Raw genomic sequence first — 26,179 nt, 5'->3', positions numbered from 1 at the left:
GTTCGTCGGCGCATCGCTCCGGTCAAGGGCGGCAATCGCAGCCCTTGTCGAACACCACCCGCCAGGTCCCCGGCCCCTCCAGCCGCCACACCGAATTGAAGCGCCCGACCTGCTTGCCCGCCGCGTCCCTGACCGGCCCGCTGCTGAAAGCCAGCGTGCCGGAGGCCAGCACCTCGACTTCGTCCGGTTCCCAGGAAAACGGCGCCTGCGGCTTGTCGAAATAGACGCGCCAGCCCGTGGCGACCGCGTCCTTGCCGCGCAGCGAACCCGCCGGGCTCATGAAGACGGCCTCGCGCGAGAGGAAATTCGTGAAGGCCTCGAAATCGCGCTTTGCCATCGTGGCGGCGAAATCCCGCTCGGCCTGCATCACCTGTTGCCGCAACTCGCCCGGGCTCACGCGCGAACCGCGTGCCAAGCCCAGCGCCGCCGCACCAACGGCCATCGCCACCACCAGAAGAAGACCCGCCGAGTGCCACCGCATGGAATAACCTTTTCCTTTTAGCAATTCGGCACCGATTCTGGCATGCGCCCGCCAGCTTGACAACTATCAGTTGCGTCGGGTACGGAAACGGAGTATAAATACTCCAGAACCGGAGGAACTATGAATCTTGCTTATGCTTATCCGCGCAGCCGTTTCGAACCCGCGGTGCTGGTCGACCTCAGTTCCCGGGCCGAGCGCGAACGCCTGTCGAAGGCCGCCCTGACCGGCTTTTTCCGGCTGGCCGCCGCCTGGCAACTGCGCGACGACGATGCCCGCGAGCTGCTCGGCGGCTTGTCCGCGTCCTCCTTCTACGACTGGAAGAAGAACCCGGACCGGGTGCTCGAAGTCGACCGCATCACCCGCATTTCCTACCTGCTCGGCATCTACAAGGCGCTGCACATCCTGTACGGCGACAAGCTCGCCGACGAGTGGGTGCAACTGCCCAACACCAACGTCATCTTCGGCGGCCGCACGCCGCTGGCCTGCATGCTGGGCGGCGGGCTGCTGGCCATGCAGACGGTGCGCAAGCTGCTCGACGCGCGCCGCGGAGGCCTCTGACCTTGGCGCCCGTTCCCAAACTGACGAGCCTGCGCCAGTTCGATACCTGCCGCCTGATCCCCTCGCGCTTCGCCGACCTCGAGGATTCGGTGCTGGCGCCGCTGGCCGAGGACGACGCCTCCCTGCGCGACCTGTTCGACCTCGACAACGCGACCAACGAGCGCCTGCGCGGCGAGACCGGCTTGCTGCCGGGCATCGGCGTCGACGAACTCGTGTTCGGCGTGCCGCAGTTCCGTATCATCAATGCCGCCTACACCTACGCCCGCCCGGAAGGCAGCCGCTTCAACGACGGCGAGCGCGGCGCCTGGTACTGCGCCTTCGAGCCCGAGACCGCGCTGGCCGAGGTTTGTTTCCACAAGGCCGTCGAATACCAGGAAATCGGGCGTTTCGACGACAGCGTCAGCTACCAGACGCTGCTGGCCGACTTCAACGGCGGCTTCCACGACATCCGCGGCATGCGAGGCTTTGCCAAATGCCTCGACCCGCAGAGTTACATCGCCTCGCAAAGCCTGGCCGCCGAGCTGCTCGAGGCCGGCTCGCTGGGCGTCATCTACCCGAGCGTGCGCCGGCCCGAGGGCACCAACCTCGCCTGCTTCCGCCCCGCCCTGGTGGGCAATGTGCGCAAGGGATCGGCCTATCGGTTAACATGGGCGGGTTCGCCCGTGCCGACGGTCGAACTCATCTGATTAGCTAGCGCCCATGAAAACGAATCCCGAAAAAGACACCGAACTGCACGACAAGATCAACCGCGAGACCGGCCGTATCCAGTGGCACGAGCTGGAGCGCCACTTCGCCCAGGGCAACGTGATTTACGTTAGCGAAGAACTCGACCTGATCGACGTCGCCATGCGCATCTCGCACGACGACAAGGCCAGCATCGAGCGCTGGATGGGCGACGGCAAGGTAGCCAAGGTGTCCGACCTGCAGGCGCAGACCTGGTCCGCCGGCGAGGTTGCCCTGTGGGCCTCGGTCGTCCATCCCTTCATCCTGGTGCAGCCGGAAAAGAAGCAGCTGCACTGACAAGCTTGCAACTGTGATTGCAACATTCATAATAAACTGAATGTTGCAAATTTTCCTCAAAGCATCTTTTCGCGCTTCTCCACTGGTATACTTCGGGTAACACCCCGGCGTGAGTCTTCATGCCGGTACGCCACAATTGTCATGCGCGGTCCCGGCCACGCCCCCTCGAAGGAAACCCACGTGAAGAACCTCAAGATCGGCGCCCGGCTGGGCATCGGATTTGCCATCGTCCTGGCGCTGTTGCTGGCCGTGACCGTCACCGCCATCGTGCGCATGCAGGCGGCCGGCGACATGACCGACCGCCTGGTCAATACCAGCATCAAGAACCAGCGCAACGTCGCCGAATGGGGCAAGTTCATCGAACTCAACAGCGCCATGCTCCAGACCGTCTACGTGACGGACGACGCCGCCGTCATCGAACGCCTCGAAGCGCGCATGAAGTCCGTGTCCGCCCGTTCGACCGAACTGCAGAACGCCGTCGAGGCCTCGCTGCGCAACCCGGCGGTGATCGAACAGTTCAAGGTCGTCAAGGCCGCTCGCGAACCCTATCTGGCCGCGCGCGCCGCGCTGTTCAAGGCCAAGGCCGATGGCGACATGCAGCTGGCCGACCGGGTCTATAACGAGCAGGTCATGCCGAAAAGCACCGTCTTCCTGGCCGAGATGAACAAGCTGGCGACGATGCAGATCGAAGCCGCCGACGGCGTGGCATCGAGCATCCTCGACTCCTACGAAGACACCCGCGTGCTGCTGGTGGGCCTGGGCATCGCCGCCCTGCTGCTGGGCGTGGCCTGCGCCTGGTTCATTACCCGCTCGATCACGGTGCCGCTGCGCCAGGCCGTCGGCTTCGCCCAGCGCGTGGCGCGCGGCGACCTCACCAGCCGCAACGCGACCGCCCCGCGCGACGAGACCGGCGACCTGCTGCGGGCATTGGCCAGCATGACCCAGGCGCTGGCCGCGATCGTCGGCCACGTGCGCACCGGCACCGGCGAAATCGGCACGGCGGCCAATGAAATCGCCAGCGGCAATGCGGATCTCTCGGCCCGCACCGAACAGCAGGCCGGCTCGCTGGAAGAAACCGCGTCGTCGATGGAAGAACTGACCTCGACCGTTCGCCAGAACGCCGACAACGCCAGGGAAGCGAACAAGCTGGCGCGCAACGCGGCCGCGATTGCCGGCGAAGGCGGCGCGGTGGTGGCCGAAGTCGTCGCCACCATGGGCTCGATCAACGACTCCTCGCGCAAGATCGTCGACATCATCAGCGTCATCGACGGCATCGCCTTCCAGACCAACATCCTGGCATTGAACGCCGCAGTGGAAGCGGCGCGCGCCGGCGAACAGGGCCGCGGCTTCGCGGTCGTCGCCGGCGAGGTGCGCAACCTGGCGCAGCGCTCGGCGGCGGCGGCCAAGGAGATCAAGACCCTGATCGACGATTCCGTCAACAACGTCGCGGCCGGCGCCAAGCAGGTCGACCGCGCGGGCGCCACCATGAGCGAGATCGTGCGCAGCATCGAGCACGTCACCACCATCATGGCCGACATCGCCAACGCCAGCGAAGAACAGAGCGCCGGCATCGAGCAGGTCAACGCCGCCATCGTCGACATGGACCGCGTCACCCAGCAGAACGCCGCGCTGGTCGAGGAAGCGGCAGCGGCCGCCGAATCGATGCAGGAGCAGGCCGAGCGCCTGGCCGAGGTGGTCAGCACCTTCAAGCTGGACGAGGTCGCGGCCGCCCCGGGCCGCCCGCAGGCCGCCGCCCAGCCGGCCAACCCACGCCTTGCGCTGGCCGGCGCCTAATCGGTCAGGCTGAGACTCGGGCAGTCAGGCGAACCTGGCCTGCCATCGGCGCCGGCCGGCGCACGGCGCTTGCGGCACCCTCGAGCTGGAAGGTATTAACGACGGTCGCCAACTCGTCGGCCTGCATCCGCAGCGACTGGGCGGCGGCCGAGGCCTCCTCCACCAGCGCCGCGTTCTGCAGCGTCATCTCGTCCAAACGCACGATTGCCGCGTCGACCTGTTCGATGTCCTCGCTCTGGGAACGGGTGGCGTTGGAGATCCGGCCCATGATGTCGGTCACGCGCTGCACGCCGTCGACCACCTTGCGCATGGTGTCGCCGGCCTGGCCGACCAGCACCGTGCCGGCACTGACCTTGCCGGACGAATCCTCGATCAATGCCTTGATTTCCTTCGCCGCCGCGGCCGAGCGGTGGGCCAGGTTGCGCACTTCGCTGGCGACGACGGCGAAGCCGCGTCCCTGCTCGCCTGCCCGGGCCGCCTCGACCGCGGCGTTGAGCGCCAGGATGTTGGTCTGGAAGGCGATGCCGTCGATGACGGCGGTGATTTCCTCGATCCTGCGCGAGGAGTCCTGGATCAGGTTCATGGTCGCTACCACGCCGTCGACCGCGGCGCCGCCCTCGAGCGAGACACGGGAGGCGTCGCCGGCGAGCACGCTGGCCTGGGCTGCGTAGTCCGCATTCTGGCGCACCGAGCCGATCAACTGCTGCATGGAGCCGGCAATCTGCGCCAGCGCGGCGGCCTGGGTCTCGGTGCGCTGGGAGAGGTCGAGGTTGCCGCTGGCGATTTGCGCCGAGGCGGAGGCGATCGCGTCGGTGCCGCCGCGCACGCGGGTGACGATGCCGGACAGGCTGTCGCGCATGGCGCTCATCGCATACAGCAGGCTGGCCGGGCGCGCGCGGCCGGTGTCGACCTGGTGCTGCAGCTGGCCCCGGGCGATGGCACGCGCGACGTCCGTGGCATAGGCCGGCTCGCCGCCCAGCTGCGTGATGAGGCTGCGCGAGATCGCCAGGCCGATCACCGCGCACAGCACGGCGCACAGCGCGCTCAGGGCGACGATCCACCAGCGCGCGGCCGAGGCTTCGCCGGCGGCGGCAGCAGCAGCCTGGGTGGTGCGTGCCTGCAGGACCTTCAGCAGGACGTCGATGTCGGCCACGATTTGGCGCCGGAGCGGGCTGCACTCGTTGACCAGGAAGGCACCGAAGGCTTCCATTTCCTGCGCGGCGCGAAAGCGCCGCGGGCGTTCCAGTTCGGCGGCCATGACCGTCATCGAGGCGCGCACCTTGTCGTAGTTGGGATTCCCCTTCAGCAGCGGGTCGAGCCGGGCGAGCGCGGCGAGGTATTCGGCCTTCCTGGCGTCGACGATGTCGAGCTCGCGGGCGGCGGCCTGCGGGTCCTGGAAGATGTAGGCGTTGCGCGCGGCGATGCCGGTCTGGTCCAGTGCCTCGCGGGCTTCGTACAGCGGCTCGAGCTGGGCGTGGCGAAAGGTTTCCGCATTCTCGAGGGTCGCCTCGATGCTGTTGACGCGGGTGACGGCGAAGACGGCCAGGGTCAGGGTCACGAGCAGGACGAGGGCAAAAGCGGTGGCGAGCCGGGCCGCGAGGCTGGACTGGGACAGGGACATGGTTCTCTTGATAGGCAACGCGACCACGCGATCCGAAGCCAACATTGACGAAAGGAACGGCATTCTGCCCATTTTATTTCCTTAGCACAACCTTTTTTGAGTGTTTTATCGTTTTTCCCTTGACTGTTCGTCTCAGCACAAGGATATTTAGTCACATTCATCAAATCGGCTATACTCCGATAAACAGCAGGAATATTGATGAACAGCAATTTCACAGAAGAAGACCCAATCCTGACCACGAGCGAGGCGGCGCGCATGCTGGGCGTTGCGACCAGTACGGTCCAGCTCTGGATGGAAAGCGGCGCCATCGAATCGTGGAAAACGCCCGGCGGCCACCGCCGTACGCGCCAGAGCCACATCCGCGCCCTGATGAACAAGGTCAGCGGCCAGGCCGGCGGCGAGGAGCGGCGCGTACTGCCGACGCCGACCGATCCCGAATTCCTGCCGCTGACGGAAGCCCCCTTCCCGCTTGGGGAAGACGAGGCGCTGCGCCTTGCCGCACTGGCCGCGTCCAACCTGGTGGACAGCCCGGGCGAAGAACGCTTCGACCGCATCGTGCGGCTGGCCTCGATGGTGACCGACTCGCCGATCGCCCTCATTTCGCTGCTGACCTCGAAGCGCCAGTGGTTCAAGGCGCGCATCGGCCTGGCCGCCCAGCAGACGCCGCGCGAGTGGGCCTTCTGCTCGCACGCGATCATCAACGACGCGCCCTTCGTGGTCGAAGACGCGATGGCCGATCCCCGCTTCTCGGGCAACCCGCTGGTGCTGGCCGACCCGCACATCCGCTTCTATGCCGGCGTGCCCTTGCACGACAAGTCGGGCCTGGCAATGGGCACCCTGTGCGTGATCGACCGCGAGCCGCGCAAGCTGCGCGCGGCCGAGCTGCAAGCGCTGGTGGACCTGGCGGAGATTGCGGCGGCGGAGATCGCGGGTAATGGCGGCGAGCGGGGGTAAGAACCGCTGGGGTGCCTGCCCCCGTCGATAAGGAAGCACAGACCCGTAGGGTGGACGGGTTTCCCGTCCACGCGTTCAACCAGCCTTTGCACAGCCGAGTAGCCAAGCAAAAGGCCGTCTGCAAGGCGCGAAAAAAGAAACGCGACGACGCAACCGTTAATTGAACGCGTGGACGGCGGAGCCGTCCACCCTACAAACCCGGGCTCCTGTGCTGCAACGCATGCGCCGCCTGGCGCATCAACAGCTCCGCCTTGCGCGGATCCGGTTCCGTCAGCGCCAGCTGCTGCAGGGCCGCCGGATAGTCGAGCGCAGCCGCTGCCTCCAGCCAGCGCCGCGCCTCCTTCTCATCCTTCGCAACGCCCTCCCCCGCCGCCAGCATGTTCGACAGCGTAAACATCGCCGCCGGCACCTGCTGCTCCGCCGCGATCCTGATGTAATGCGCCGCCCGCGCCGCATCCAGCGGCACGCCGGTCCCGTGGCGATGCATCAGCCCCAGCCGCCAGGCAGCCTGCGCATCGACCGGCTGCGCCGGCGCCGTACCACTCCACAGCGCCAACGCCAGCAGCACTGCGGCCCGCATCATTTCGACAGGTCGACCGCGTACAGCGCAAACCCCTTGCCGCGCCCATCGTCCGCGCGCAGCAGGCTCACGTTGTCCAGCCCCGCCTCGCGTGCCAGGTCGAGCATGCCCGGCGCCGAATGGAAGACCACCGGCCCCTTCGTCTCCAACTTTGCGAAGCGCCAGCTGCGCGCCGCGCCATGTTCGGCGCGCGTCAGCCGTTTCGCATCGCGGATATACCCGATCAGCACGTCGCGGCTGGTGTCGGGCGAGGCGAGCACGGTCTTGCTGCCGTCCAGGCCCGGGAAGTTGCCGCCGCCGCTGGCGCGGTAGTTGTTGGTGGCGACGATGCATTCCTGGTTCGGCTGCACCGGCACGCCGCGCAGGGCGAGCTTGGCGATGCGCCGGCCCGGCGGCTGGGTGAGGTCGATTTCGTAGCTGATCTCACTGGAGGTGGGCGTGTCGAAGTTATAGCTCGGGAAGGTCGGGTCGACCAGCTCCTGCGGCTCGGTTTTGGCCGGATCGATCGTGTTGAAGCGGCGCGCCGACGTCTCCAGCCAGGCCTTCAGTCCGGCGCCGTCGACCTTCACCGCGTACAGCGCGTTCGGGTAGAGGTAGAGGTCGGCCGCATTGTTCAGCGCCAGGTTCCCGGCGCGCACGTCGGTGAAATCGAAGGCGCCGGCCGAGCCGCTCTTGAACGGCGCCGACATCGACAGCACCGGCAGCTGGGCGTACTGCGGCAGGTTGGCCGCGATGTACTGCTTCACGTAGCGCGTCTGCGCCGCATTCACTACCGCAATCGCCGAGGTGTCGCCGACGTCCGCAAAATAGGTCGTCATGCGGAACTCGGTGCTGCCGAGCGGCGTCTTCACATAGGCGATCGTCGCGTCGTGCTCGGCCTGGATCAGTTTCAGCACGGCCGGGTCGGCGGCCACGAAACTCTTGTCGGCGTTCTGGGCAGCCCGTGCCTCGACGACCGTCTTGTCCTTCACGATCGTCCACCTGCGCCCGTCCGAGCGCAGGTGCAGCGCGATCACGCCCAGGTGCTTGCCCCACAGGTTGGCCATCACGGTCGGCACGCCGTGCACGGTGCCGCGCGCCTTGTCCACGCCGGGCAGCTGGAACTGCGGTGCCGTGCTGGCCGCGTTCGGGAACACCTGGTGCGAGTGCCCGAGCAGCATCGCATCCACGCCCGGCACCTGGGCCAGGTACCAGTTCGCGTTTTCCATCTGCGCTGTGTACGGGCTGGCATCGAGGCCGCCGTGCGAGATCGCGACCACGATGTCGGCGCCCTTGCGGCGCATCTCGGGCACGTATTTGCGCGCCGCTTCCACCACGCCGGTCGTCGTCACCTTCCCTTCCAGGTGGCGCTTATCCCAGGACATGATGGCCGGGGGCGTGAAGCCGATGATGCCGACCCTGACCACCGCGTTGACGGAACGTCCCTTCGCATCCTGCGCGCTGATGCGTTTCTCGATGATGCGGTAAGGCTCGAACAGCGGCTTCCTGGTCTTGACGCTGTAGACGTTGGCCAGCACCTGCGGGAAGGCCGGGCCGGCGCATTGTTTCGGCTGGTCGACGCCAGCCACCTGCAGGCGCTTGCCCGTCACCTGGCTGAGGAAGGCCAGGCCGTAGTTGAACTCGTGGTTGCCGATCGAGGAGCCGTCGTACTTCAGCGCGTTCATCACCTTGTAGATGCCGAGCGTCTCGTCGCAGCGCAGCGGCTTGACGAGCGCCTGGTAGTCGGCCAGCGCATTGCCCTGGATGGTGTCGCCGTTATCGAACAGCACCGTGTTCGGGAATTCGGCGCGCGCCTGCGCGATCAGGCTGGCCGTGCGGTCCAGGCCGATCGAGGGCTCGGCCGCGAGCTTGAAATAGTCGTAGCCGACCACGTTCGAGTGCAGGTCGGTCGTCTCCAGCACGGCCAGCACGGCGGAAGCGCCCTTGGGTGCGGGCTGGGCGGCCAAGGCGGGAATGGACAACACTGCCGGCAGCAGGAGGATGCCGATCTGGCAAGGAAAAAAGGAGAGCATGGGGATGGAGGGAATGGGAACCGGGCGATGATACGGCAGGCGCACAATGCGCCGCAAGCCGCCAGGCAAGGCGTCGCCGTCTCCATATCGGTCTGGGGTATAATCGAAGGTTCGATTCAACTCACTCAAAATGCCAAGATCATGGAAGCTGAACGCATCAACGCCATCTCCGCCCTGCTGAACGACCTGACCGGTCGCGAGGCCGAACTTCGGAGGTATCTTTGACTTCGATCGGAAGTCAGAGAAACTAGAACAGGTCAACCAGGAACTGGAAGATCCGGAAGTCTGGAACGACCAGAAACGCGCCCAGGACCTCGGTAAAGAGAAGAAGGCGCTGGAAGCAGTCGTCCTGACGCTGGAAAAAGCGAAGGCCGATTTATCCGACGCCGCCGACCTGTTCGAGATGGGCCGCGAAGAGAACGACGACGACACCCTGGAAGCCGTCGGCAGCGACGTCGAGGGCATCCAGAAGACCATCGAGGCGATGGAATTCCGCCGCATGTTCAGCAACCCGATGGACCACGCGAACTGCTTCATCGACATCCAGGCCGGTGCCGGCGGCACCGAAGCCCAGGACTGGGCCTCGATGCTGCTGCGCCAGTACCTGCGCTACTGCGAACGCAAGGGCTTCAAGGCCGAGATCCTGGAACAGTCCGACGGCGAAGTCGCCGGCATCAAGACCGCGACCATCAAGGTCGAGGGCGAGTACGCCTATGGCCACCTGCGCACCGAAACCGGCGTGCACCGCCTCGTGCGCAAGTCGCCGTTCGACTCGGCCAACGGCCGCCACACCTCGTTCACCTCGCTATTCGTGTATCCGGAAGTCGACGAGTCCTTCGAGATCGAGATCAACCCGGCCGACGTGCGCATCGACACCTACCGCGCATCGGGCGCGGGCGGCCAGCACATCAACAAGACCGACTCCGCGGTGCGACTGACGCACGCGCCGTCGGGCATCGTCGTGCAGTGCCAGAACGACCGTTCGCAGCACCGCAACAAGGCCGAGGCCTTCGACATGCTGCGCGCGAAACTGTTCGAACTCGAGATGCGCAAGCGCATGGCCGAGCAGCAGAAGCTGGAAGACTCGAAGACCGACGTCGGCTGGGGCCACCAGATCCGCTCCTACGTGCTGGACCAGTCGCGCATCAAGGACTTGCGCACCGGTTTCGAAACCGGCAACACCAAGAACGTGCTGGACGGCGACCTCGACGACTTCATCTCGGCGTCCCTCAAGCAGGGCGTGGGCGCGTGATGCAGGCAAAGCGCGCACTGATCTTCGACATGGACGGCACCATCGTCGACAACATGGCCTTCCACACGAAGTCCTGGGTGACCTTCTTCGAGCGGCGCGGGCGCGACATCGATGCGGACGAGTTCTTCCGCACCACCGCCGGCCGCCAGGGCAAGGAGATCATCCGTTCGCACATGGGCGAGCACTTGGCGGACGACGAAGTCGCCACGCTCAACCACGAGAAGGAAGCCGTCTATCGCGAGCTGTACGCGCCGCACCTGAAGGCAGTCGCCGGCTTCGGGGACCTGATTGCCGATGCGCGCTCCCAGGGCATTGCCCTGGCGGTAGGCACGGCCGCGCCGCCGGCGAACGTCGAGTTCACGCTCGACGGGCTGGACCTGCGCCGCCACTTCGACGCCATCGTCGGCGCCACCGACGTCGCACGCGGCAAGCCGCATCCGGACGTGTTCCTGGAAGCGGCCAGGCGCTGCGGCGCCCAGCCCGAGAACTGCATCGTCTTCGAGGACGCCCCGCTGGGCGTGGAAGCGGCGCGCCGCGCCGGCATGCGCTGCGTGGTGATCACCACCACCCTGCCGCGCGAGGCCTTCGCCGAATTCGACAACGTGATCGCGATCGTCGACGATTTCGCCAGCCTGTCGCTCGACGCCCTGTTCGCCTGATGTATCAATAAAAGACAACACATACCATGACTACGGAAAACCAAGAGAACACCGCGCCGGTACTGGGCGCCGACGAGAACAAGATCATGACCGAGCGCCGCGCCAAGCTGGCCGCCATCCGTGAACAGGGCGTCGCCTTCCCGAACGACTTCAAGCCCCAGGATAAGGCGGCGGAACTGCACGAGCTTTACGGTTCCGTCTCCCGCGAAGAACTGGAAGAGAAAGCCATCCCGGTGGTGCTGGCCGGCCGCATGATGCTCAAGCGCGAAGCCGGCAAGAAGGCCGCCTTTGCGACCCTGCAGGACGCCTCCGGCGCACGCGCCGACGGCCGCATCCAGATCTACGTGACCCTGGACGCGACCGGCGAAGCGGCGATGGAAGCCTTCCGCACCTACGACCTGGGCGACATCCTGGGCGTCGAGGGTACCCTGTTCAAGACCAAGGTCGACGAGCTGACCATCAAGGTCACGACCCTGCGCCTCGTGACGAAATCCCTGCGCCCGCTGCCGGACAAGTTCCACGGCCTGGCCGACCAGGAGACGAAATATCGCCAGCGCTACGTCGACCTGATCATGAACGAAGACACGCGCCGCACCTTCAAGGCGCGCACCGCCGCGCTGTCGTCGATGCGCCGCTTCATGGAAAAGAACGGCTTCATGGAAGTCGAGACCCCGATGCTGCACCCGATCCCGGGCGGCGCCGCGGCCAAACCCTTCATCACCCACCACAATGCGCTCGACATGCAGATGTTCCTGCGCATCGCGCCCGAGCTCTACCTGAAGCGCCTGGTGGTCGGCGGCTTCGATCGCGTCTTCGAAGTGAACCGCAACTTCCGCAACGAGGGCGTGTCGATCCGTCACAACCCCGAGTTCACGATGATGGAGTTCTACGCGGCCTACACCGACTACACCTGGCTGATGGACTTCACGGAGGCCGTCATCCGCCAGGCCGCGATCGACGCCCAGGGCACGGCCGTGCTGTCCTACGGCGGCCGCGAGCTGGACCTGTCCAAGCCCTTCCAGCGCCTGACCATCGTCCAGGCGATCAACAAGTACGCGCCGGGCTATGCCGCGGAGCAGCTGGAAGACCCGGAATTCATCAAGGCAGAACTCAAGAAGTTCGGCGTCAAGCCCTTCGCCAACGCCGGCCTGGGCGCGCTGCAGCTGGCCCTGTTCGAAGAGACAGCCGAGTCCCAGCTCTGGGAACCGACCTACATCATCGACTACCCGGTCGAAGTGTCGCCGCTCGCACGCGCCTCGGACACCCGTCCGGGCATCACCGAGCGTTTCGAGCTGTTCATGGTGGGCCGCGAGATTGCGAACGGCTTCTCCGAGCTGAACGATCCGGAAGACCAGGCGGCCCGTTTCCTGTCCCAGGTCGAAGCCAAGGACGCCGGTGACGAAGAAGCGATGTACTACGACGCCGACTACATCCGCGCCCTCGAATACGGCATGCCGCCGGCCGGCGGCTGCGGCATCGGCATCGACCGCCTGATCATGATCCTGACCGATTCGCCGAACATCCGCGACGTGCTGCTGTTCCCGCATTTGCGCAAGGAAGACTGATCGATTGATCGGATGAAGAACGGGGCGCCTGATTGAACATCAGGCGCCCCGTTTTTTTTATTGTCGGCTGCAACCGTAGGGTGGACGGGTTCCCCGTCCACGCGTTCTCCGAACAGCCGCGCGATCAATCTGCCACCCGTTGAACGCGTGGACGGCGGAACCGTCCACCCTACGGGTTTCTCGCCTTACTGAACGATCGTATAGCAAGGCACATACGCCTTGCCCGGCAACTTCATCCGGCTCTGCTCCACGAACGAGGCCAGGAGGGCATCCATCGGCCCCATGATCTCGCTCTCGCCGTGGATTTCGTACTTGCCGAACTGCTCGATCGCGCGGATGCCCTCTTCCTTCACGTTGCCTGCCACCACGGCCGAGAAGGCGCGGCGCAAATTCGCTGCCAGCAGGTGCGTGTCCTGGTTCTTGTGCAGCTTCAGGTTGCGTACGTTCTCGTGGGTCGGCTTGAACGGCATCTGGAATTCCTGGTCGATCTTCAGGAGCCAGTTGAAGTAATAGGCATCGCCGCGCGCCTTGCGGAATTCGCGCACCTGCTTGATCCCGGCCAGCATCTCCTTGGCGACCGCGTCCGGGTCGTCGATGATGATCTTGTAGCGCGCCTGGGCGCGCGGGCCGAGGGTCTGGGCGATGAAGCCGTCGATCTGCTCGAAGTACTCGCGCGCGGTGGCCGGGCCGGTGAAGACCAGCGGGAAAGGCATCTCGGCGTTGTCAGGATGGAGCAGGATGCCGAGGATGTAGAGGATCTCTTCGGCGGTGCCGGCGCCGCCCGGGAACACGCAGATGCCGTGGCCGGTGCGCACGAAGGCTTCCAGGCGCTTTTCGATGTCCGGCATGATGACCAGGTCATTGACGATCGGGTTCGGCGACTCGGCCGCGATGATGCCCGGCTCCGAGATGCCCAGGTAGCGCCCGCCCGACAGGCGCTGCTTCGAGTGGCCGATCGTCGCGCCCTTCATCGGCCCCTTCATCGCGCCCGGGCCGCAGCCGGTGCAGATGTCGAGGTCGCGCAGGCCGAGCGCGTAGCCGACCTCTTTCGAGTAGTTGTATTCAATGCGGTTGATCGAATGGCCGCCCCAGCACACGACCAGGTCGGGATTGCGCTGCGGCTGCAGGACGTTGGCATTGCGCAGGATGTGGAACACCGCGTCGGTGATGCCTTCCGGGCGCGACAGGTCGAAGCGCGGGTTGTCGGTGACTTCGAAGTGGACGTAGACGATGTCGCGCAGCACGGAGAACAGGTGCTCGTGGATGCCCTTGATCATCTTGCCGTCGACGAAAGCGATGGCCGGCGCACCATGGATCTCGAGCTTGATGCCGCGCTCGCGCTGGATCACCTTGATGTCGAAGCTGCTGTAGCGCTCGAGCAGTTCCTTGCCATCGTCGATCGAGCTGCCGCAGTTGAGCACAGCGAGCGCGCACTTGCGGAAAATGTTGTACAGGCCACCCTGGCTGGTGTCGAGCAGTTTGGCCACCTCGGCCTTGGACAGGACTTCTAGCCGGCCTTCGGGGGAAATCAATGTATCGACGACTTCGTAATTCATGCGGGTCTTCCTTTTTAAATACGCCGGGAATAGAGGCTTCCGGAAACATGACTGGCTGTTTCACCAATATACGACAAGTACGCCGCGGACGCCTGCGCATGTGTGCGCTGACGGTGCACTGTGTCAACACAATGGAGCATCGCCGCACCAGCTTCGCGCGTGTTTACCACAATGACAAAAATTTTTCTTGTGGTAAGCAAATTCCTCTAAAATGCGTCCCAACTGGAAATTCCGGCACGTCTCGCGACCGATTCGGCGTTCCAATAAAACAGTTATTCTCAAAACACTATTTTCGGGAGAACCCGCATGAGCGGTGCAGCAGCAACACCCGGCAAAGAAGTTGCCGTTCCTGAGTTCAAGCAGATCATGGGCCACCCGGCTCCGCTGTGGATGCTCTTCATGACCGAATTCTGGGAGCGTTTCGCTTTCTACGGCATTCGTTGGGCCCTCGTGCTCTACATCGTCGCCCAGTTCTACGGTGGCGCCGGCGTCGGCCAGGCCGACGCCAACCTGACCTACGGTTCCTACCTCGCGCTGGTGTATGCCGGCGCCGTCTTCGGCGGCCTGATCGCCGACCGCGTCATCGGCTACCAGCGCTCGATCCTGATCGGCGCCGTCTTCATGGCGGCCGGCCTGTTCATGATCACGCTGCCCGACCAGGACATCTTCAAGCTCGGCCTGGCCACCATCATCGTCGGTAACGGCATGTTCAAGCCGAACATCTCGACCATGGTCGGCAAGCTCTACAGCCTGGGCGACACCCGCCGCGATTCGGGCTTCACCATCTTCTACATGGGCATTAACGCCGGCGCCTTCATCGCCCCGATCCTGACCCAGATCCTGGCCCAGGAACTCGGCGACGGCACCACCCCGGCCTACAAGGTCGTGTTCTTCGTGTCGGGCATCGGTATGCTGATCAGCCTCGTGTGGTTCTACATCGGCCGCAAGACCCTCGCCGGCATCGGCGCGCCGGAAGCCGGCGCGGAAGGCCGCGGCCGCTCGATCGCCGTCATCATCGGCAGCATCGTCGTGATCCCGGGCGTGTATCTCCTGCTGAAACTCGGCGCCGGCACCCTGCAGGTGATCCTGACCGTGCTGTTCCTCGCCCTGGCCGCGATGCTGATGATCGAAGGCATCCGCAACGGTAAAGTTGCGCGCGACAAGACCATCGCCATGATGATCATCTTCGCCTTCAACATCCTGTTCTGGATGTTCTTCGAGCAGGCTGGCAGCTCCTTCACCTTCCTGGCCGACCAGATCGTCGACCGCGACCTGAACGGCTGGATCTTCCCGGTCGCCTGGTTCCAGAGCGTGAACTCGGTCGCCATCATCCTGTTTGCGCCGATCATCGCCGCCATCTGGGTCATGCTGGGCAAGCGCAACGCCAATCCGTCGATCCCGCGCAAGTTCGGCCTCGGCCTGATCTTCAACGGCCTCGCCTTCGGCCTGCTGATGTTCGCCCTGGGCAGCCTGGTCGACATGGACAACAAGATCCCGTTCTGGACCCTGTTCACCGTCTACTTCATCCAGTCGATCGGCGAGCTGTGCCTGTCCCCGATCGGCCTGTCGATGGTCACCAAGCTCGCCCCGGTGCGCCTGGTCGGCCTGGGCATGGGCGGCTGGTTCCTGTCGACCGGTATCGGCAACAACCTGTCGGGCATCTTCGCTTCGCACGTCTCGGGCGAATCGGGCATGTCGATCGCTTCGGCCCTCGACGGCTACACCTTCGGCTTCTGGTCGCTGGTGGGCGGCGGCGTGCTGCTGTTCCTGATCGCACCGCTGATTCAGAAACTGATGCACGGCGTGAAGTAATTCGCTCTTCGCTTCAACGAAAAACGGCAGCCTTCGGGCTGCCGTTTTTTATGGCTGGATGATTAGGCGTAGGGTGGGCGGCTATACCCGACGGTCTGCACAAAGGCGACCTTCGCGCCGCCCACGCGTTCAAACAAGGCGGACCGCCGCGGATGATCAGCCCGCGCCTGTTCGTTCATACGGACCGGGCAAGTTCGACGAATGTCATGGCCATCCCGGTGCTGGACACGGTCAGGCTGCTCGACCCCGGCGGTCCGCCTTGTTTGAACGCGTGGGCGGCGCACCCGTCGCGTGGGTGCGAGTGGACGAGTTTAGCCGCCCACCCTACGTCCGCGCCGTTTCACCATCGAGCGCCGAACGGTGACCTTACTTCGCAGCCGCCTTCTCGCGCGCCACCCAGTACAACAGCACGATAATCGCCGCATACGGAATCAGCGACAGCAGGTCCGCACTCGGCCCCGACACGAAGGGATTCGAGCTCTCCGCCCACTTCGCCATCATGCTGTCGAAGTTGGTCATCACGCCGGCCGTGATGGCGATCACGATGCCCGCCAGGGCGCCGCCGGCGATGTAGCCCGAGGCCAGCAGGGTGCCGGAGCTGCGGTCGCCGGCGGCGGTGCGTTCCTCGGCGTTCAGCTTGGTGTACTGCGGCAGCTTGTTGTTGCGACGGTCCGCCAGCCAGCGCACGGCGCCGCCGACGGCGATCGGCAGCGTCGACACCAGCGGCAGGTAGACGCCGACCGAGAACGCCAGCGCCTGGATGCCGGCCAGTTCCAGCACCACCGAGATCATCACGCCGAACAGCACCAGGGTCCAGGGCAGCTCGCGGTCGAGGATGCCCTTGATGATGTAGGACATGAGCACGGCCTTGGGCGCGTCGTATTTCTTGACCTCGGTGCCGTCCGGGCGCTTGTCGTAGTGGCCGTTGATGCCCGGATCGACCAGGTAGGCCAGGCGGCCGTCGTCGGCCACGAGATATTTGCCGGCCGGGCCGCCGGCGGCGTCCGGCTTGCGCCAGACCTTATAGGTCTTGTTGTCCGTTTCCGCCTGTGGGCCCTGCAGCTGCGCCGTTTCCGTCAGCTTCGTGGCGTCGACGGTCACGCCCGGCGCCACCTGGGCGGCCGGCACGTAGACCGTGCCGGCGTCGTTCAGTTTCAGCAGGATGGGTCCCAAGATCAGCGCCGAGGCGAAGGCGCCGCACAGGATCGCGTATTGCTGCAGGCGCGGGGTCGAGCCGACCAGGAAGCCGGTCTTCAGATCCTGCGAGGTGGTGCCGGCGTTACTCGCCGCGATGCAGACGATGGCGCCGACCGACAGCGCGGTGACGTAATACTGGCCGCCGGTCCAGCCCATGACGAGGAAGATGAGGCAGGTGAACAGCAGCGTGGCGACGGCCATGCCGGAAATCGGGTTCGAGGACGAGCCGACTTCGCCCGTCAGGCGCGAGGAAACGGTTGCGAACAGGAAGCCGAACACGAGGATCAGCAAGGCGCCCAGCAGGTTCATGTGCAGCGGCGTGGCGAAGGTGATGATGGCGATGATCGCCAGGCAGCCGATCGCAACCCACTTGAACGGAATGTCCTGGTCGGTGCGCAGGGCCGTGCCGGCCGCGGCCTTGCCTTTGCCCCCGTCCTTGCTCATACTCGCGAGCCCGCCCTTCAGGCCGTTCCAGATCGACGGCAGCGAGCGCACCAGCGAAATCAGGCCGCCGGCAGCCACGGCGCCGGCGCCGATGTACAGCACGTAGGCGTCGCGGATGTCGTCCGGCGACATGTCCTTGATGAGCATCGTTCCGGGCGACAGCGGCACGGTCAGCAGCTCGCCGAAGAACTTGATCATGGGGATCAGCAGCAGATAGGACAGCACGCCGCCCGCCGCCATCGTGAAGGCGATGCGCGGGCCGATGATGTAGCCGACGCCGACCAGCTCGGGCGAGACTTCGGCGCCGGCCGATCCCGCCTTCAGCGGCGCGCCGAATTCGAAGTTGGCGACGTCCTTCCAGCCCTTGAGCGAGACGTTGGCGACCTTGTACAGCAGGCCGACGCCGAAGCCGGCGAAGATGATGGCGGCGCGGCGCTTGGCGTCGCGGGCGGCGTCCGAGCCGGCTTCGCGCACTTCGCCGGCGGCGGCGCGCGAGGTGTCGGTGGCGGCGGCCTTCAGCACTTCGGCGCAGGCCGTGCCTTCCGGGTATTTCAGCTCGCGGTGCGCCTCGACGATCATCGTGCGGCGCATCGGGATCATCATCAGGATGCCGAGCAGGCCGCCCAGCACGCCGACCAGCATGACGCGCGAGATCTCCAGGTCGAAGCCGAGGATCATGATCGCCGGCATGGTGACGCCCAGGCCGAAGGCGAGCGACTCGCCGGCCGAACCGGCGGTTTGGGTGATGCTGTTCTCCAGGATGCTCGATTCGCGCCCGCCCATCTTCTTGAACATGCCGAACAGGGTGATGGCGATCACCGCCACCGGGATCGAGGCGCTGACCGTCAGGCCGACTTTCAATACCAGGTAGAGCGAAGACGCGCCGAAGACCATGCCTAGCACGACGCCCATCACGAGGGCGCGGATCGTGAACTCGGGCAGTTGCGCGTTCGCTGGAATATACGGCTTCACGCCGGCGGCGCCGGGAACGGAATCGGGATCGTAGGGCATTGGGGGCCTTTGGGTTACTTAGGTGGGGCTGAAAGCGGACGAAAGGGAGACTATGGCATATGCTTGACTGTAAGAAAAGCGGATTATAATGCCCCGCCCGGCATGCCTTTTTGCGCAGGCCACAGCAGGAGAACACTGTCTTGACCAAGTCCTTCCAGCCCCTCCGGCCGCTCCGGTCCCTCCCCCGGCGCCGCGAACAAGGTTTCATTCTCTTCATCCTCGCCGGCCTCGTCCTTTTGATCGCCGGCGTCGCCGTGTGGTTCCTGTTCGCGATCCTGCCCAACGTCCCCTCGATCGACGCCGTCACCGACTACAAGCCGAAGATCCCGCTGCGCGTCTACACGGCCGACAATGTGCTGATCGGCGAATTCGGCGAGGAGCACCGCGACTTCGTGCCGATCGCCCAGATGCCGCCGATGATGAAGAACGCCGTGCTGGCGATCGAGGACGCGCGCTTCTACGAACACAAGGGCATCGACTGGATGGGCGCGGCGCGCGCCGTGGTCTCGAACGTACGCGGCGGCTTCGGCTCCGGCGGCGCCTCGACCATCACGATGCAGGTCGCGCGCAACTTCTTCCTCTCGCGCGAAAAATCCGTGTCGCGCAAGTTCAACGAAGTCATGCTGGCCAAGAAGATCGAGGATGCGCTCACCAAGGACCAGATCCTCGAGCTGTACATGAACCAGATCTACCTGGGCCAGCGCTCCTATGGTTTCGCCAGCGCCGCGCGCAGCTATTTCGGCAAGAAGCTGGACCAGCTGACGCTCGCGGAAACGGCAATGCTGGCCGGCCTGCCGCAGAACCCCTCGCGCAACAACCCGGCGGTCAACATGAAGCGCGCCAAGGCGCGCCAGGAACAGGTGCTGCGCCGCCTGCGCGACCTCGGCCACATCGACGAAGCCCAGTATGCGAAAGCCGTCGGCGAGACCATGCGCGTGCATGCGCGCCCCAAGGAATTCGGCACCCACGCCCAGTACGTGGCGGAACTCGCGCGCCAGGCCGTGTTCGCGCAGTACGCCGAAGAATCCTATACGCGCGGCATCAAGGTCACGACCACCATCGTCTCGAAGGACCAGGAAGCGGCCTACGATTCGGTGCGCCGCAACGTGCTGGCCTACGACGCGCGCCACGGCTACCGCGGCCCGGAAGCGCGCATCGAACTCCCGGTCGACGAGGCCGAGCGCGAGGAAGCCGTGGTCGAGGCCCTGCAGAAGCGGCCGTCGAGCGATGGGCTGATCCCGGCCATGGTGCTGGAAAGTTCAAGCAAGTCGGTGAAGGTGACCACGCTGGACGAGGACAGCATCACGATCACGGGCGCCGGATTGAAGTTCGCCGCGGCCGGCCTGTCGGGCAAGGGCAAGGAATCGCAGAAGATCGCGCCCGGTGCCATCGTGCGCATCACGAAGACCGGAAAACCCGGCGCCAAGGCGGAATGGGCCATCACCCAGGTGCCGCAGGTGGCCGCCGCCTTCGTCGCGCTCGACGCCGATACCGGCGCCTACCAGGCCCTGGTCGGCGGCTTCGACTACAACCTGCAGAAGTTCAACCACGTGACCCAGGCCTGGCGCCAGCCCGGTTCGACGATCAAGCCTTTCGTGTACTCGGCGGCGGTGGAGAAAGGCTATTCGCCGGGCGCCCTGATCCTCGACGCGCCGCTCGACATGCCCGGCGAGAACGCGGGCGCGACCTGGTCGCCGCAGAACGACGACGGCGAGTACAAGGGTCCGATCACGATCCGCCAGGCGCTGACCCAGTCGAGGAACGTGGCGAGCGTGCGCCTGCTGCGCGCGATCGAAGTGCCTTACGCCCACGAGCACCTCGGCAAGTTCGGCTTCGACATGGCGCGCCATCCGAAGAACTACACGATGGCGCTCGGGACCGGCGCCGTCACGCCCGAGCAGATGGCCAGCGCCTACGCCGTCTTCGCCAACGGCGGCTACGCGGTCAAGCCCTATCTGATCGCGAAGATCGAGGATGGCGACGGCAGCGTCCTGTTCCGCGCCGAGCCGCCGGCGCCGCGCCAGGAAAGCGCGCGCGTGCTCGACGCCCGCAACGCCTTCATCACGGACAGCATGCTGCGCGACGTCGCCCACCACGGCACCGGCGCGGCCGCCGGCAAGCGCCTGGGACGCGCCGACGTCGCCGGCAAGACCGGCACCACCAGCGACGCCGTCGACGGCTGGTTCGCCGGCTATGGCGCCAACGTGGTGGCGGTGGCCTGGATGGGCTACGACGAACCGCGCTCGCTGGGCGGACGCGAATTCGGCTCGACCCTGGCGCTGCCGATCTGGCTCGACTACATGGAAGTGGCGCTCGCCAAGCGCCCCGAGACCGAGCGCCCCGAGCCGGAAGGCGTGCTGCGCGATCGCGACGACTGGGTCTACGCCGAATTCGCCGAGATGCCGGAACTGCGCACGATCGACGTCGAACTGGCGCCGGCGGAACCGGAAACGGGAGAAGAGCCGGAGCAGCCCGACGAGGAAGCGCATCCCTACCCGGACACCGTTCTCACCTCCCCGGCGCCGCAACCGGTGGTCGTGCCGCCGACACAATAATATTCACTCCCAGGCGTCGATAATCCAGTCGGCCAATTTTCCATTCGGCTGGCGCGGCAGCGCCGGCCCGAAGGAATAAGCGGCCGGGCACTCCGCGCTGGAGAGACGTTCGCCAATCCAGCGCGTCAGCTCCGAACGCAGCTGCGCGCTGTCCGCTCCCTCGACAGGCACCACGAAGGCCTTCAGCCGCGTCCCCTCGTCCGCCCGCATCGCCCGCACCACGCATTCGGTTACCTGCGGATGCATCGCCAGCACCTCCGCCACATAGGCCGGGAACACATTGGTCCCGCCCACCTGCACCGCGTTGTCGATGCGCCCGTTCGGGACGAAGCGGTCCGGCCCGCTCCACAGCAGGCGGTCCTGCAGCACGTGGCGCTCGACCGTCCCGTCGAGGCCATCGCGTTCCAGCGTGTTGTCGGCCCCGGTGCGCCGCCAGTACGGCAGCAGCCGATAGGCATCGCCCGCCGCGTCGCGCCAGCCCACTCCCGCGGTCTCCGAACTGCCGTAGACCTGCAGCAGGCGCAGGCCGCCCGCCGCCAGCGCCTCGGCCACATCCTGCGGACAGGGCGCGGTCGAGGTGACGCCGACCACGTCCGGCGGGAAGCCCGGCGCGGTCTGCGCCACCTGCCCCCAGAAGTCCGGATGCCCCACGACCAGGTCGCCCGGCGCCAGCAGCGCGGCGAGCGAGGCGGGCGACTGCGCGCGCAGGTCGACCAGGGGCAAGGCCTGGCCGCCCGCCTGCGGCAGCAGCACCGTGAACAGGAAACCGTAGATATGATGGGCCGGCACTGCGCTCAGAATGCGGCGGCGGCCGGGCAGCAGCGCCGCCAGCGCGTCGACTTCGCGCCACAGGCTCGCCAGCGCATGCGGGCAGCGCTTGGGCGCGCCCGAGCTGCCCGAGGTGCGGAACACCAGTTCGGCGTCATGCACTTCCAGGCTGGCGCGCGCCGCCGCGACCCAGTCGGACAGCAGCGGGCGCGCCAGCAGCGCCGCGTCCATGCCGGTACGGCCGAAGCCGAGCAGGTCGCCCAGCGCCGTGGCTGCGCCCATCAGCTCGAGCGAGTCGGCGCCGAGGTCGGCAGCCAGGTCAGCGGTCAGGTCAAGCGCGGCCGGCCATGCCTGTGCGGACAACGGACGCCCTGGCCGCGCCTGGGCCAGCTCAAAGGCCACCAGGTCGCGCACGACGCGCTGGAGTGCAATTTCATGCCGCCACCATTGGGGATGCGCAGGGTGCTCCATCGTTTCCATTTCGACAAATAAAGGTGGCGGATGGTGACAGCGGGGAGACGTTTCTGTCAACCGCACGATAAAATCGTCATTTCGCAGTGCGCGCACGATTGACACCCGTGCAGCCCCATGCCAACATTTAGTTTCCGCAAATCAATTATATGTGGTTTGCATCTTTCTCCAGGGCCTCCCATGACCAGCGTTTCCCCTACCTTCGACGACCGCGGCCTTGCCGACCTCATCGACGCCTGCAACCAGGAGCAGCTCGACGCGCTCGGCTTCGGCGTGATCGGTTTCGATGCCGACAGCATCGTGCAGCGCTATAACGCCGTGGAGTCGCAGGCTGCCGGCCTGTCGCCGCAGCGGGTGATCGGCGAGCCGCTGTTCACGAACGTTGCGCCCTGCCTGAACAATTTCATGGTCGCCCAGCGCTTCGAAGACGCCGCACTCGACGCCAGCGAACTCGACGACACGATCGACTACGTGCTGACCCTGCGCATGCGCCCGATCAAGGTCAAGCTGCGCCTGCTGGCCAGCGCGGCCGGCAGCACCCGCTACGTCCTGGTCCAGCGCCGGTGATTGCCATCGACGGCGCCGCCGCGCCTTTACCAGCCGGGTGCCCGGCCGAATTCCAGGCCGAATTCGACGCCCTGCGCGCAGAGCACGAAGCGCTGATGCAGTTCCTCTACCTGGCGCCGGTCGGACTGGTGCAGTCCGACATGGACGGCGAGATCGTGATGATCAACCCGATCTCGGCCCAGCTCCTGATGCCGCTCTCGCCCGACGGCAACCTGACGAACCTGTTCGCCGCCCTGGAAGACGTCGCGCCCGACCTGCGCCTGCAGTGCGCGCAGTACCCCGGCCGCCACGGCATGATCTTCGAAGGCCTGCACATCCACTTGCGCGCCGGCGAAGAGCGCCGCGGCACCCCGCAGATCCTGTCCTTCACCCTGCTCAAGCTCGACGATACGCGGCTGATGGCGGTCATCAAGGACGTGACGGCCGAAGTACGGCGCGAGCGCCAGCTGCGCCAGAGCGACGCCTGGCTGAACGCCATCCTGACCCGCATCAGCGACTATGCCCTGGCCGCCCTCGACCGCCAGGGCCGCCTGTGCGACTGGAACGACAGCATCGGGCGCGTGACCGGCTTCGGCGAGCATGTGGTCGGTGCGCCCTACTCCGTCTTCTATCCGCCCGATGCGATGACCGGCGAGCACCTGCTCGACCGCCTGCGCGAAGCCGATCGCAACGGCTGGAGCATGGACGAAGGCCTGCGCCTGCGCGCCGACGGCAGCCAGTTCTGGGGCAGCGCCCTGATCGCGCCCCTGCCCGACCGCGAAGCCTTCGACCTTGACGATCCTCACGCCCCGGCCTACTGCCTGATCCTGCGCGACATCAGCGACAAGCGCGCCGCCAGCGAAAAGCGGCGCCAGGCCGCCTTCTGCGACCACCTGACGGGCCTGGGCAACCGGCGCGCCTTCTTCGAGGCGGCCGACCTCGAACTCGAGCGTGCCAGCCATACCCCGCGCTCGCTGGCGCTGGTGCTGTTCGACGCCGACCACTTCAAGCACATCAACGACCGCTACGGCCACCCGGCCGGCGACCGCGTCCTGTGCGACCTGGCCGCCGCGCTGCGCGACACCTTCCGCGCCGTCGACACCGTGGCGCGCATCGGCGGCGAGGAGTTCGCCGTGCTGCTGCCCTCGACGCACCTGGCGCAGGCGGTGGCGGTGGCCGAGCGCCTGTGCGCGTCGGTCTCGACCCGGCTGGTGGCGGCCGACGGCGCCGAGATCGCCTACACGGTCAGCGCCGGCGTGGCCGTCCTCGACAGCGCCTGCGGCAACGTACAGGAAGGCGTACAGGACAGCGGAACGGGCGCCGTATCGGCTAACATCGACGTCCTCATCAAGCGCGCCGACCAGGCGCTGTACCTCGCCAAGGCCGGCGGCCGCAACCGCGTCGCCGCCTGGACTCCCGACCTGCCCAACCATGAAAACACTCCACAGCGAAGCCGACATGCAGGTTGAGCAGATCGACGCCTACGAGGCGCTGGTCGAGTTCCTGTACCGCGCCCCGATCGGGCTGGTGCAGACCAGCCTCGACGGCACCGTCGACATGCTCAACCCGATGGCCTCGAACCTGCTGATGCCGCTGGCGCGCGAAGGCGGCCTGGACAACCTGTTCGCCGTGCTCGAACCAGTCGCGCCCCAGGTGCGGCAACTGGCCGTCGCCTTCGGCGATCCCTCGGGCGTGGTGTGCGACGCCCTGCGCGTGCCGCTCGAGGGCCAGGCTGCGCCGGGCGCGCCGCAGGTGTTGTCGATCAGCCTGATGAAACTCGACGCCGAACGGCTGATGGCGGCGATCACCGACGCCACGCTGGAAATGCAGCGCGAGCAGGAAACCCTGCGCCGCCGCCTGCGCAGCGCCGCCCGCACCGACGCCCTGACGCGCCTGCCGAACCGCGCGGCCGCGCGCGACCAGCTGCAGGACCTGCTCGACCACCAGGGCGCCGGCGAATCGTTCGCCCTGCTGTTCCTGAACTGCGACCGCTTCCGCCAGATCAACGACACCCTCGGCCAGTCCGGCGGCGACCGGCTGCTCAATTCGATCGGCGACCGCCTGCTGGCCGCCCTGGCCGACCGCATGCGCGCCGGCGGCCTGCCGGCCAACGGCCTGGTCGACCCGTCCGCGGGCGGCGCCGGCCTGGTGGCCCGGGTCGGCGGCGACGAGTTCGTGGTGCTGCTGTCGAACCTGCACCATCCGGACGAAGCCGAGCGCCTGGCCCTGCGCCTGCTCGACACCCTGGCGCGTCCGCACGAACTCGAGGGCCAGCAGGTGCCCTGCCGCGCCAGCATCGGCGTGCTCTGGGGGGCTAGCGCCGAGGGCAACGCCGACGAGGCGATCCGCGACGCCAGCATCGCCATGATCGAAGCCAAGCGCGCCGGCGGCGCCCGCCACGCGGTGTTCGAGCGCGCCATGCGCGAACGCGCCGAGCGCCGCGCCGACATCGAATCCCAGCTGCGCCTGGCACTCGCCGAAGAACAGCTGTTCGTGGTCTACCAGCCGGTGGTCGGGCTGGCGGCGGACGGCCGCATCGACCATTCGGCCGGGGTCGAGGCCCTGGTGCGCTGGCAGCATCCGACGCGCGGCCTGGTGCCGCCCTTCGATTTCATCGGCGTGGCCGAAGAGTGCGGGCTGATCGACCAGATCGGCGACTTCGTGCTCGAACGCGCCTGCGCCGACTTCATGCGCTGGCGGGCGGAGCTGGGAGCGGACGCGCCGCGCCTGATGGCGGTCAACCTGTCGCGCGCCCAGCTGGCCCAGCCCGACTGGACCGCGAAAGTGGCCGCCACCCTGGCGCGCACGCGCATGCCGGCGGCCTGCCTGCAGCTGGAAGTGACCGAAAGCCTGGCCGCCCAGGACGAACAGACCCAGCTGCGCCTGCACGAACTGAAGGCGCTCGGCGTCCAGCTCGCGCTCGACGATTTCGGCACCGGCTACTCGTCCCTGTCGAGCCTGCACCTGTTGCCGGTCGACACCGTCAAGATCGACCGCTCGTTCGTGAGCCGCGCCGACACCAGCCATCACCACCGGGTGCTGATCGAGGCGACCGTCAAGGTGGCGCAAAGCCTGGGCATGAACACGGTGGCGGAAGGCATCGAGACCGCCGCCCAGCTCGAGGCCGTGCGCGCCCAGCATTGCGCCAAGGGCCAGGGCTACCTGTTCAGCCGGCCGGTGGTGTCGAACGCGCTGGTGGACTGGATCCGGGAACGGCGCCAGGCCTGAATCCGGCTTCTTCCTGCGGCATCCCCGTGCGACGTCCGGGGTGTCCTACAAAGCCCTTGGTGTTGCTCCTATGGCGTCCCCACGGGCGCGGCCGC

21 protein-coding genes are annotated in these 26,179 nt (G+C 66.4%); 14 read left to right on the top strand and 7 right to left on the bottom strand.

Annotation, left to right across the window (positions count from 1 at the left end; all coding sequences use genetic code 11):
* Positions 1 to 22 precede the first annotated feature (22 nt).
* Positions 23 to 481 carry a YybH family protein gene (locus ACWCIA_RS01765; RefSeq protein ID WP_454160373.1) on the bottom strand — a complete coding sequence of 153 codons (459 nt, stop codon included), beginning with the start codon at positions 479 to 481 and terminating at the stop codon, positions 23 to 25.
* A 120-nt stretch (positions 482 to 601) separates the two neighbouring features.
* Here ACWCIA_RS01765 and ACWCIA_RS01760 point away from each other — a divergent pair, with 120 nt between their 5' ends.
* The 4 genes from ACWCIA_RS01760 (at position 602) to ACWCIA_RS01745 (ending at position 3,853) form a co-directional block, all read left to right on the top strand.
* Entirely contained in the window at positions 602 to 1,039 is a 438-nt protein-coding gene (locus ACWCIA_RS01760) for an antitoxin Xre/MbcA/ParS toxin-binding domain-containing protein (protein WP_454160371.1), read from the top strand.
* Between the two features lie 2 nt (positions 1,040 to 1,041).
* Positions 1,042 to 1,725 carry an RES family NAD+ phosphorylase gene (locus ACWCIA_RS01755; protein ID WP_454160369.1) on the top strand — a complete coding sequence of 228 codons (684 nt, stop codon included), beginning with the start codon at positions 1,042 to 1,044 and terminating at the stop codon, positions 1,723 to 1,725.
* Positions 1,726 to 1,738: 13 nt separating this feature from the next.
* Positions 1,739 to 2,059 (top strand): DUF2288 domain-containing protein, encoded by a 321-nt coding sequence (locus ACWCIA_RS01750; protein WP_454160367.1) that lies wholly within the window; start codon positions 1,739 to 1,741, stop codon positions 2,057 to 2,059.
* 180 nt (positions 2,060 to 2,239) lie between these two features.
* Positions 2,240 to 3,853 carry a methyl-accepting chemotaxis protein gene (locus ACWCIA_RS01745; protein WP_454160365.1) on the top strand — a complete coding sequence of 538 codons (1,614 nt, stop codon included), beginning with the start codon at positions 2,240 to 2,242 and terminating at the stop codon, positions 3,851 to 3,853.
* Between the two features lie 4 nt (positions 3,854 to 3,857).
* Here ACWCIA_RS01745 and ACWCIA_RS01740 read toward each other — a convergent pair whose 3' ends face one another.
* Positions 3,858 to 5,474 (bottom strand): methyl-accepting chemotaxis protein, encoded by a 1,617-nt coding sequence (locus tag ACWCIA_RS01740; protein WP_454160363.1) that lies wholly within the window; start codon positions 5,472 to 5,474, stop codon positions 3,858 to 3,860.
* A 198-nt stretch (positions 5,475 to 5,672) separates the two neighbouring features.
* Between ACWCIA_RS01740 and ACWCIA_RS01735 the strand changes: the two genes are divergently transcribed.
* On the top strand, positions 5,673 to 6,428 hold the full coding sequence (locus tag ACWCIA_RS01735; protein WP_454160361.1) for a GAF domain-containing protein: 756 nt from the start codon (positions 5,673 to 5,675) through the stop codon (positions 6,426 to 6,428).
* 190 nt (positions 6,429 to 6,618) lie between these two features.
* On the opposite strand, the gene ACWCIA_RS01730 is transcribed toward ACWCIA_RS01735, so the two are convergent.
* Both ACWCIA_RS01730 and ACWCIA_RS01725 read right to left on the bottom strand, forming a co-directional pair.
* Complete coding sequence (locus ACWCIA_RS01730) at positions 6,619 to 7,011, bottom strand: tetratricopeptide repeat protein (RefSeq protein WP_454160359.1); 393 nt, start codon at positions 7,009 to 7,011, stop codon at positions 6,619 to 6,621.
* Positions 7,008 to 9,020, bottom strand: coding sequence for a bifunctional 2',3'-cyclic-nucleotide 2'-phosphodiesterase/3'-nucleotidase (locus ACWCIA_RS01725; protein WP_454160357.1), 2,013 nt, complete (start codon positions 9,018 to 9,020; stop codon positions 7,008 to 7,010). Before ACWCIA_RS01725 ends, ACWCIA_RS01730 begins: the two co-directional genes overlap by 4 nt.
* A 27-nt stretch (positions 9,021 to 9,047) precedes the next feature.
* Between ACWCIA_RS01725 and ACWCIA_RS01720 the strand changes: the two genes are divergently transcribed.
* The 4 genes from ACWCIA_RS01720 to lysS all read left to right on the top strand — a co-directional run bounded on the left by ACWCIA_RS01720 (position 9,048) and on the right by lysS (position 12,496).
* The gene (locus ACWCIA_RS01720) at positions 9,048 to 9,245 is read left to right on the top strand and encodes a hypothetical protein (protein ID WP_454160583.1); all 198 of its coding nucleotides are present in this window, start codon (positions 9,048 to 9,050) and stop codon (positions 9,243 to 9,245) included.
* A protein-coding gene (gene prfB, locus ACWCIA_RS01715; RefSeq protein WP_454160355.1) for a peptide chain release factor 2 occupies positions 9,162 to 10,272 on the top strand; the annotation gives its coding sequence in 2 pieces (ribosomal slippage) (positions 9,162 to 9,242 and positions 9,244 to 10,272; 1,110 coding nt in all). Before ACWCIA_RS01720 ends, prfB begins: the two co-directional genes overlap by 84 nt.
* On the top strand, positions 10,272 to 10,931 hold the full coding sequence (locus tag ACWCIA_RS01710) for an HAD family hydrolase (RefSeq protein ID WP_454160569.1): 660 nt from the start codon (positions 10,272 to 10,274) through the stop codon (positions 10,929 to 10,931). The genes prfB and ACWCIA_RS01710 overlap by 1 nt, the downstream gene beginning before the upstream one ends.
* A 26-nt stretch (positions 10,932 to 10,957) precedes the next feature.
* Positions 10,958 to 12,496, top strand: a complete 1,539-nt coding sequence (gene lysS / locus ACWCIA_RS01705; RefSeq protein WP_454160353.1) for a lysine--tRNA ligase — start codon at positions 10,958 to 10,960, stop codon at positions 12,494 to 12,496.
* Between the two features lie 185 nt (positions 12,497 to 12,681).
* On the opposite strand, the gene ppnN is transcribed toward lysS, so the two are convergent.
* Positions 12,682 to 14,052, bottom strand: coding sequence for a nucleotide 5'-monophosphate nucleosidase PpnN (ppnN, locus tag ACWCIA_RS01700; protein WP_454160351.1), 1,371 nt, complete (start codon positions 14,050 to 14,052; stop codon positions 12,682 to 12,684).
* Positions 14,053 to 14,358: 306 nt separating this feature from the next.
* On the opposite strand from ppnN, the gene ACWCIA_RS01695 reads away from it, so the two are divergent.
* Positions 14,359 to 15,864, top strand: a complete 1,506-nt coding sequence (locus ACWCIA_RS01695) for a peptide MFS transporter (RefSeq protein WP_454160350.1) — start codon at positions 14,359 to 14,361, stop codon at positions 15,862 to 15,864.
* Between the two features lie 366 nt (positions 15,865 to 16,230).
* Here ACWCIA_RS01695 and ACWCIA_RS01690 read toward each other — a convergent pair whose 3' ends face one another.
* Complete coding sequence (locus ACWCIA_RS01690; RefSeq protein WP_454160348.1) at positions 16,231 to 18,516, bottom strand: OPT family oligopeptide transporter; 2,286 nt, start codon at positions 18,514 to 18,516, stop codon at positions 16,231 to 16,233.
* A gap of 140 nt (positions 18,517 to 18,656) precedes the next feature.
* On the opposite strand from ACWCIA_RS01690, the gene ACWCIA_RS01685 reads away from it, so the two are divergent.
* Positions 18,657 to 21,071, top strand: coding sequence for a penicillin-binding protein 1A (locus ACWCIA_RS01685; protein ID WP_454160346.1), 2,415 nt, complete (start codon positions 18,657 to 18,659; stop codon positions 21,069 to 21,071).
* Between the two features lie 3 nt (positions 21,072 to 21,074).
* On the opposite strand, the gene ACWCIA_RS01680 is transcribed toward ACWCIA_RS01685, so the two are convergent.
* Positions 21,075 to 22,310 carry an AMP-binding enzyme gene (locus ACWCIA_RS01680; protein ID WP_454160345.1) on the bottom strand — a complete coding sequence of 412 codons (1,236 nt, stop codon included), beginning with the start codon at positions 22,308 to 22,310 and terminating at the stop codon, positions 21,075 to 21,077.
* 180 nt (positions 22,311 to 22,490) lie between these two features.
* Between ACWCIA_RS01680 and ACWCIA_RS01675 the strand changes: the two genes are divergently transcribed.
* Genes ACWCIA_RS01675 through ACWCIA_RS01665 form a run of 3 tightly spaced genes read left to right on the top strand, consistent with a single transcriptional unit; the run spans position 22,491 to position 26,084 of the window.
* Entirely contained in the window at positions 22,491 to 22,877 is a 387-nt protein-coding gene (locus ACWCIA_RS01675; protein ID WP_454160343.1) for a PAS domain-containing protein, read from the top strand.
* Entirely contained in the window at positions 22,874 to 24,325 is a 1,452-nt protein-coding gene (locus tag ACWCIA_RS01670; RefSeq protein WP_454160341.1) for a sensor domain-containing diguanylate cyclase, read from the top strand. The genes ACWCIA_RS01675 and ACWCIA_RS01670 overlap by 4 nt, the downstream gene beginning before the upstream one ends.
* Complete coding sequence (locus ACWCIA_RS01665; RefSeq protein WP_454160339.1) at positions 24,288 to 26,084, top strand: putative bifunctional diguanylate cyclase/phosphodiesterase; 1,797 nt, start codon at positions 24,288 to 24,290, stop codon at positions 26,082 to 26,084. Before ACWCIA_RS01670 ends, ACWCIA_RS01665 begins: the two co-directional genes overlap by 38 nt.
* The last annotated feature ends 95 nt before the right edge of the window (positions 26,085 to 26,179 follow it).

It is taken from the genome of Massilia sp. SYSU DXS3249 (assembly GCF_053668055.1).
The sequence above is the reverse complement of the archived record's forward strand: the minus strand, read 5'-3'. Positions and strand labels throughout refer to the sequence as shown.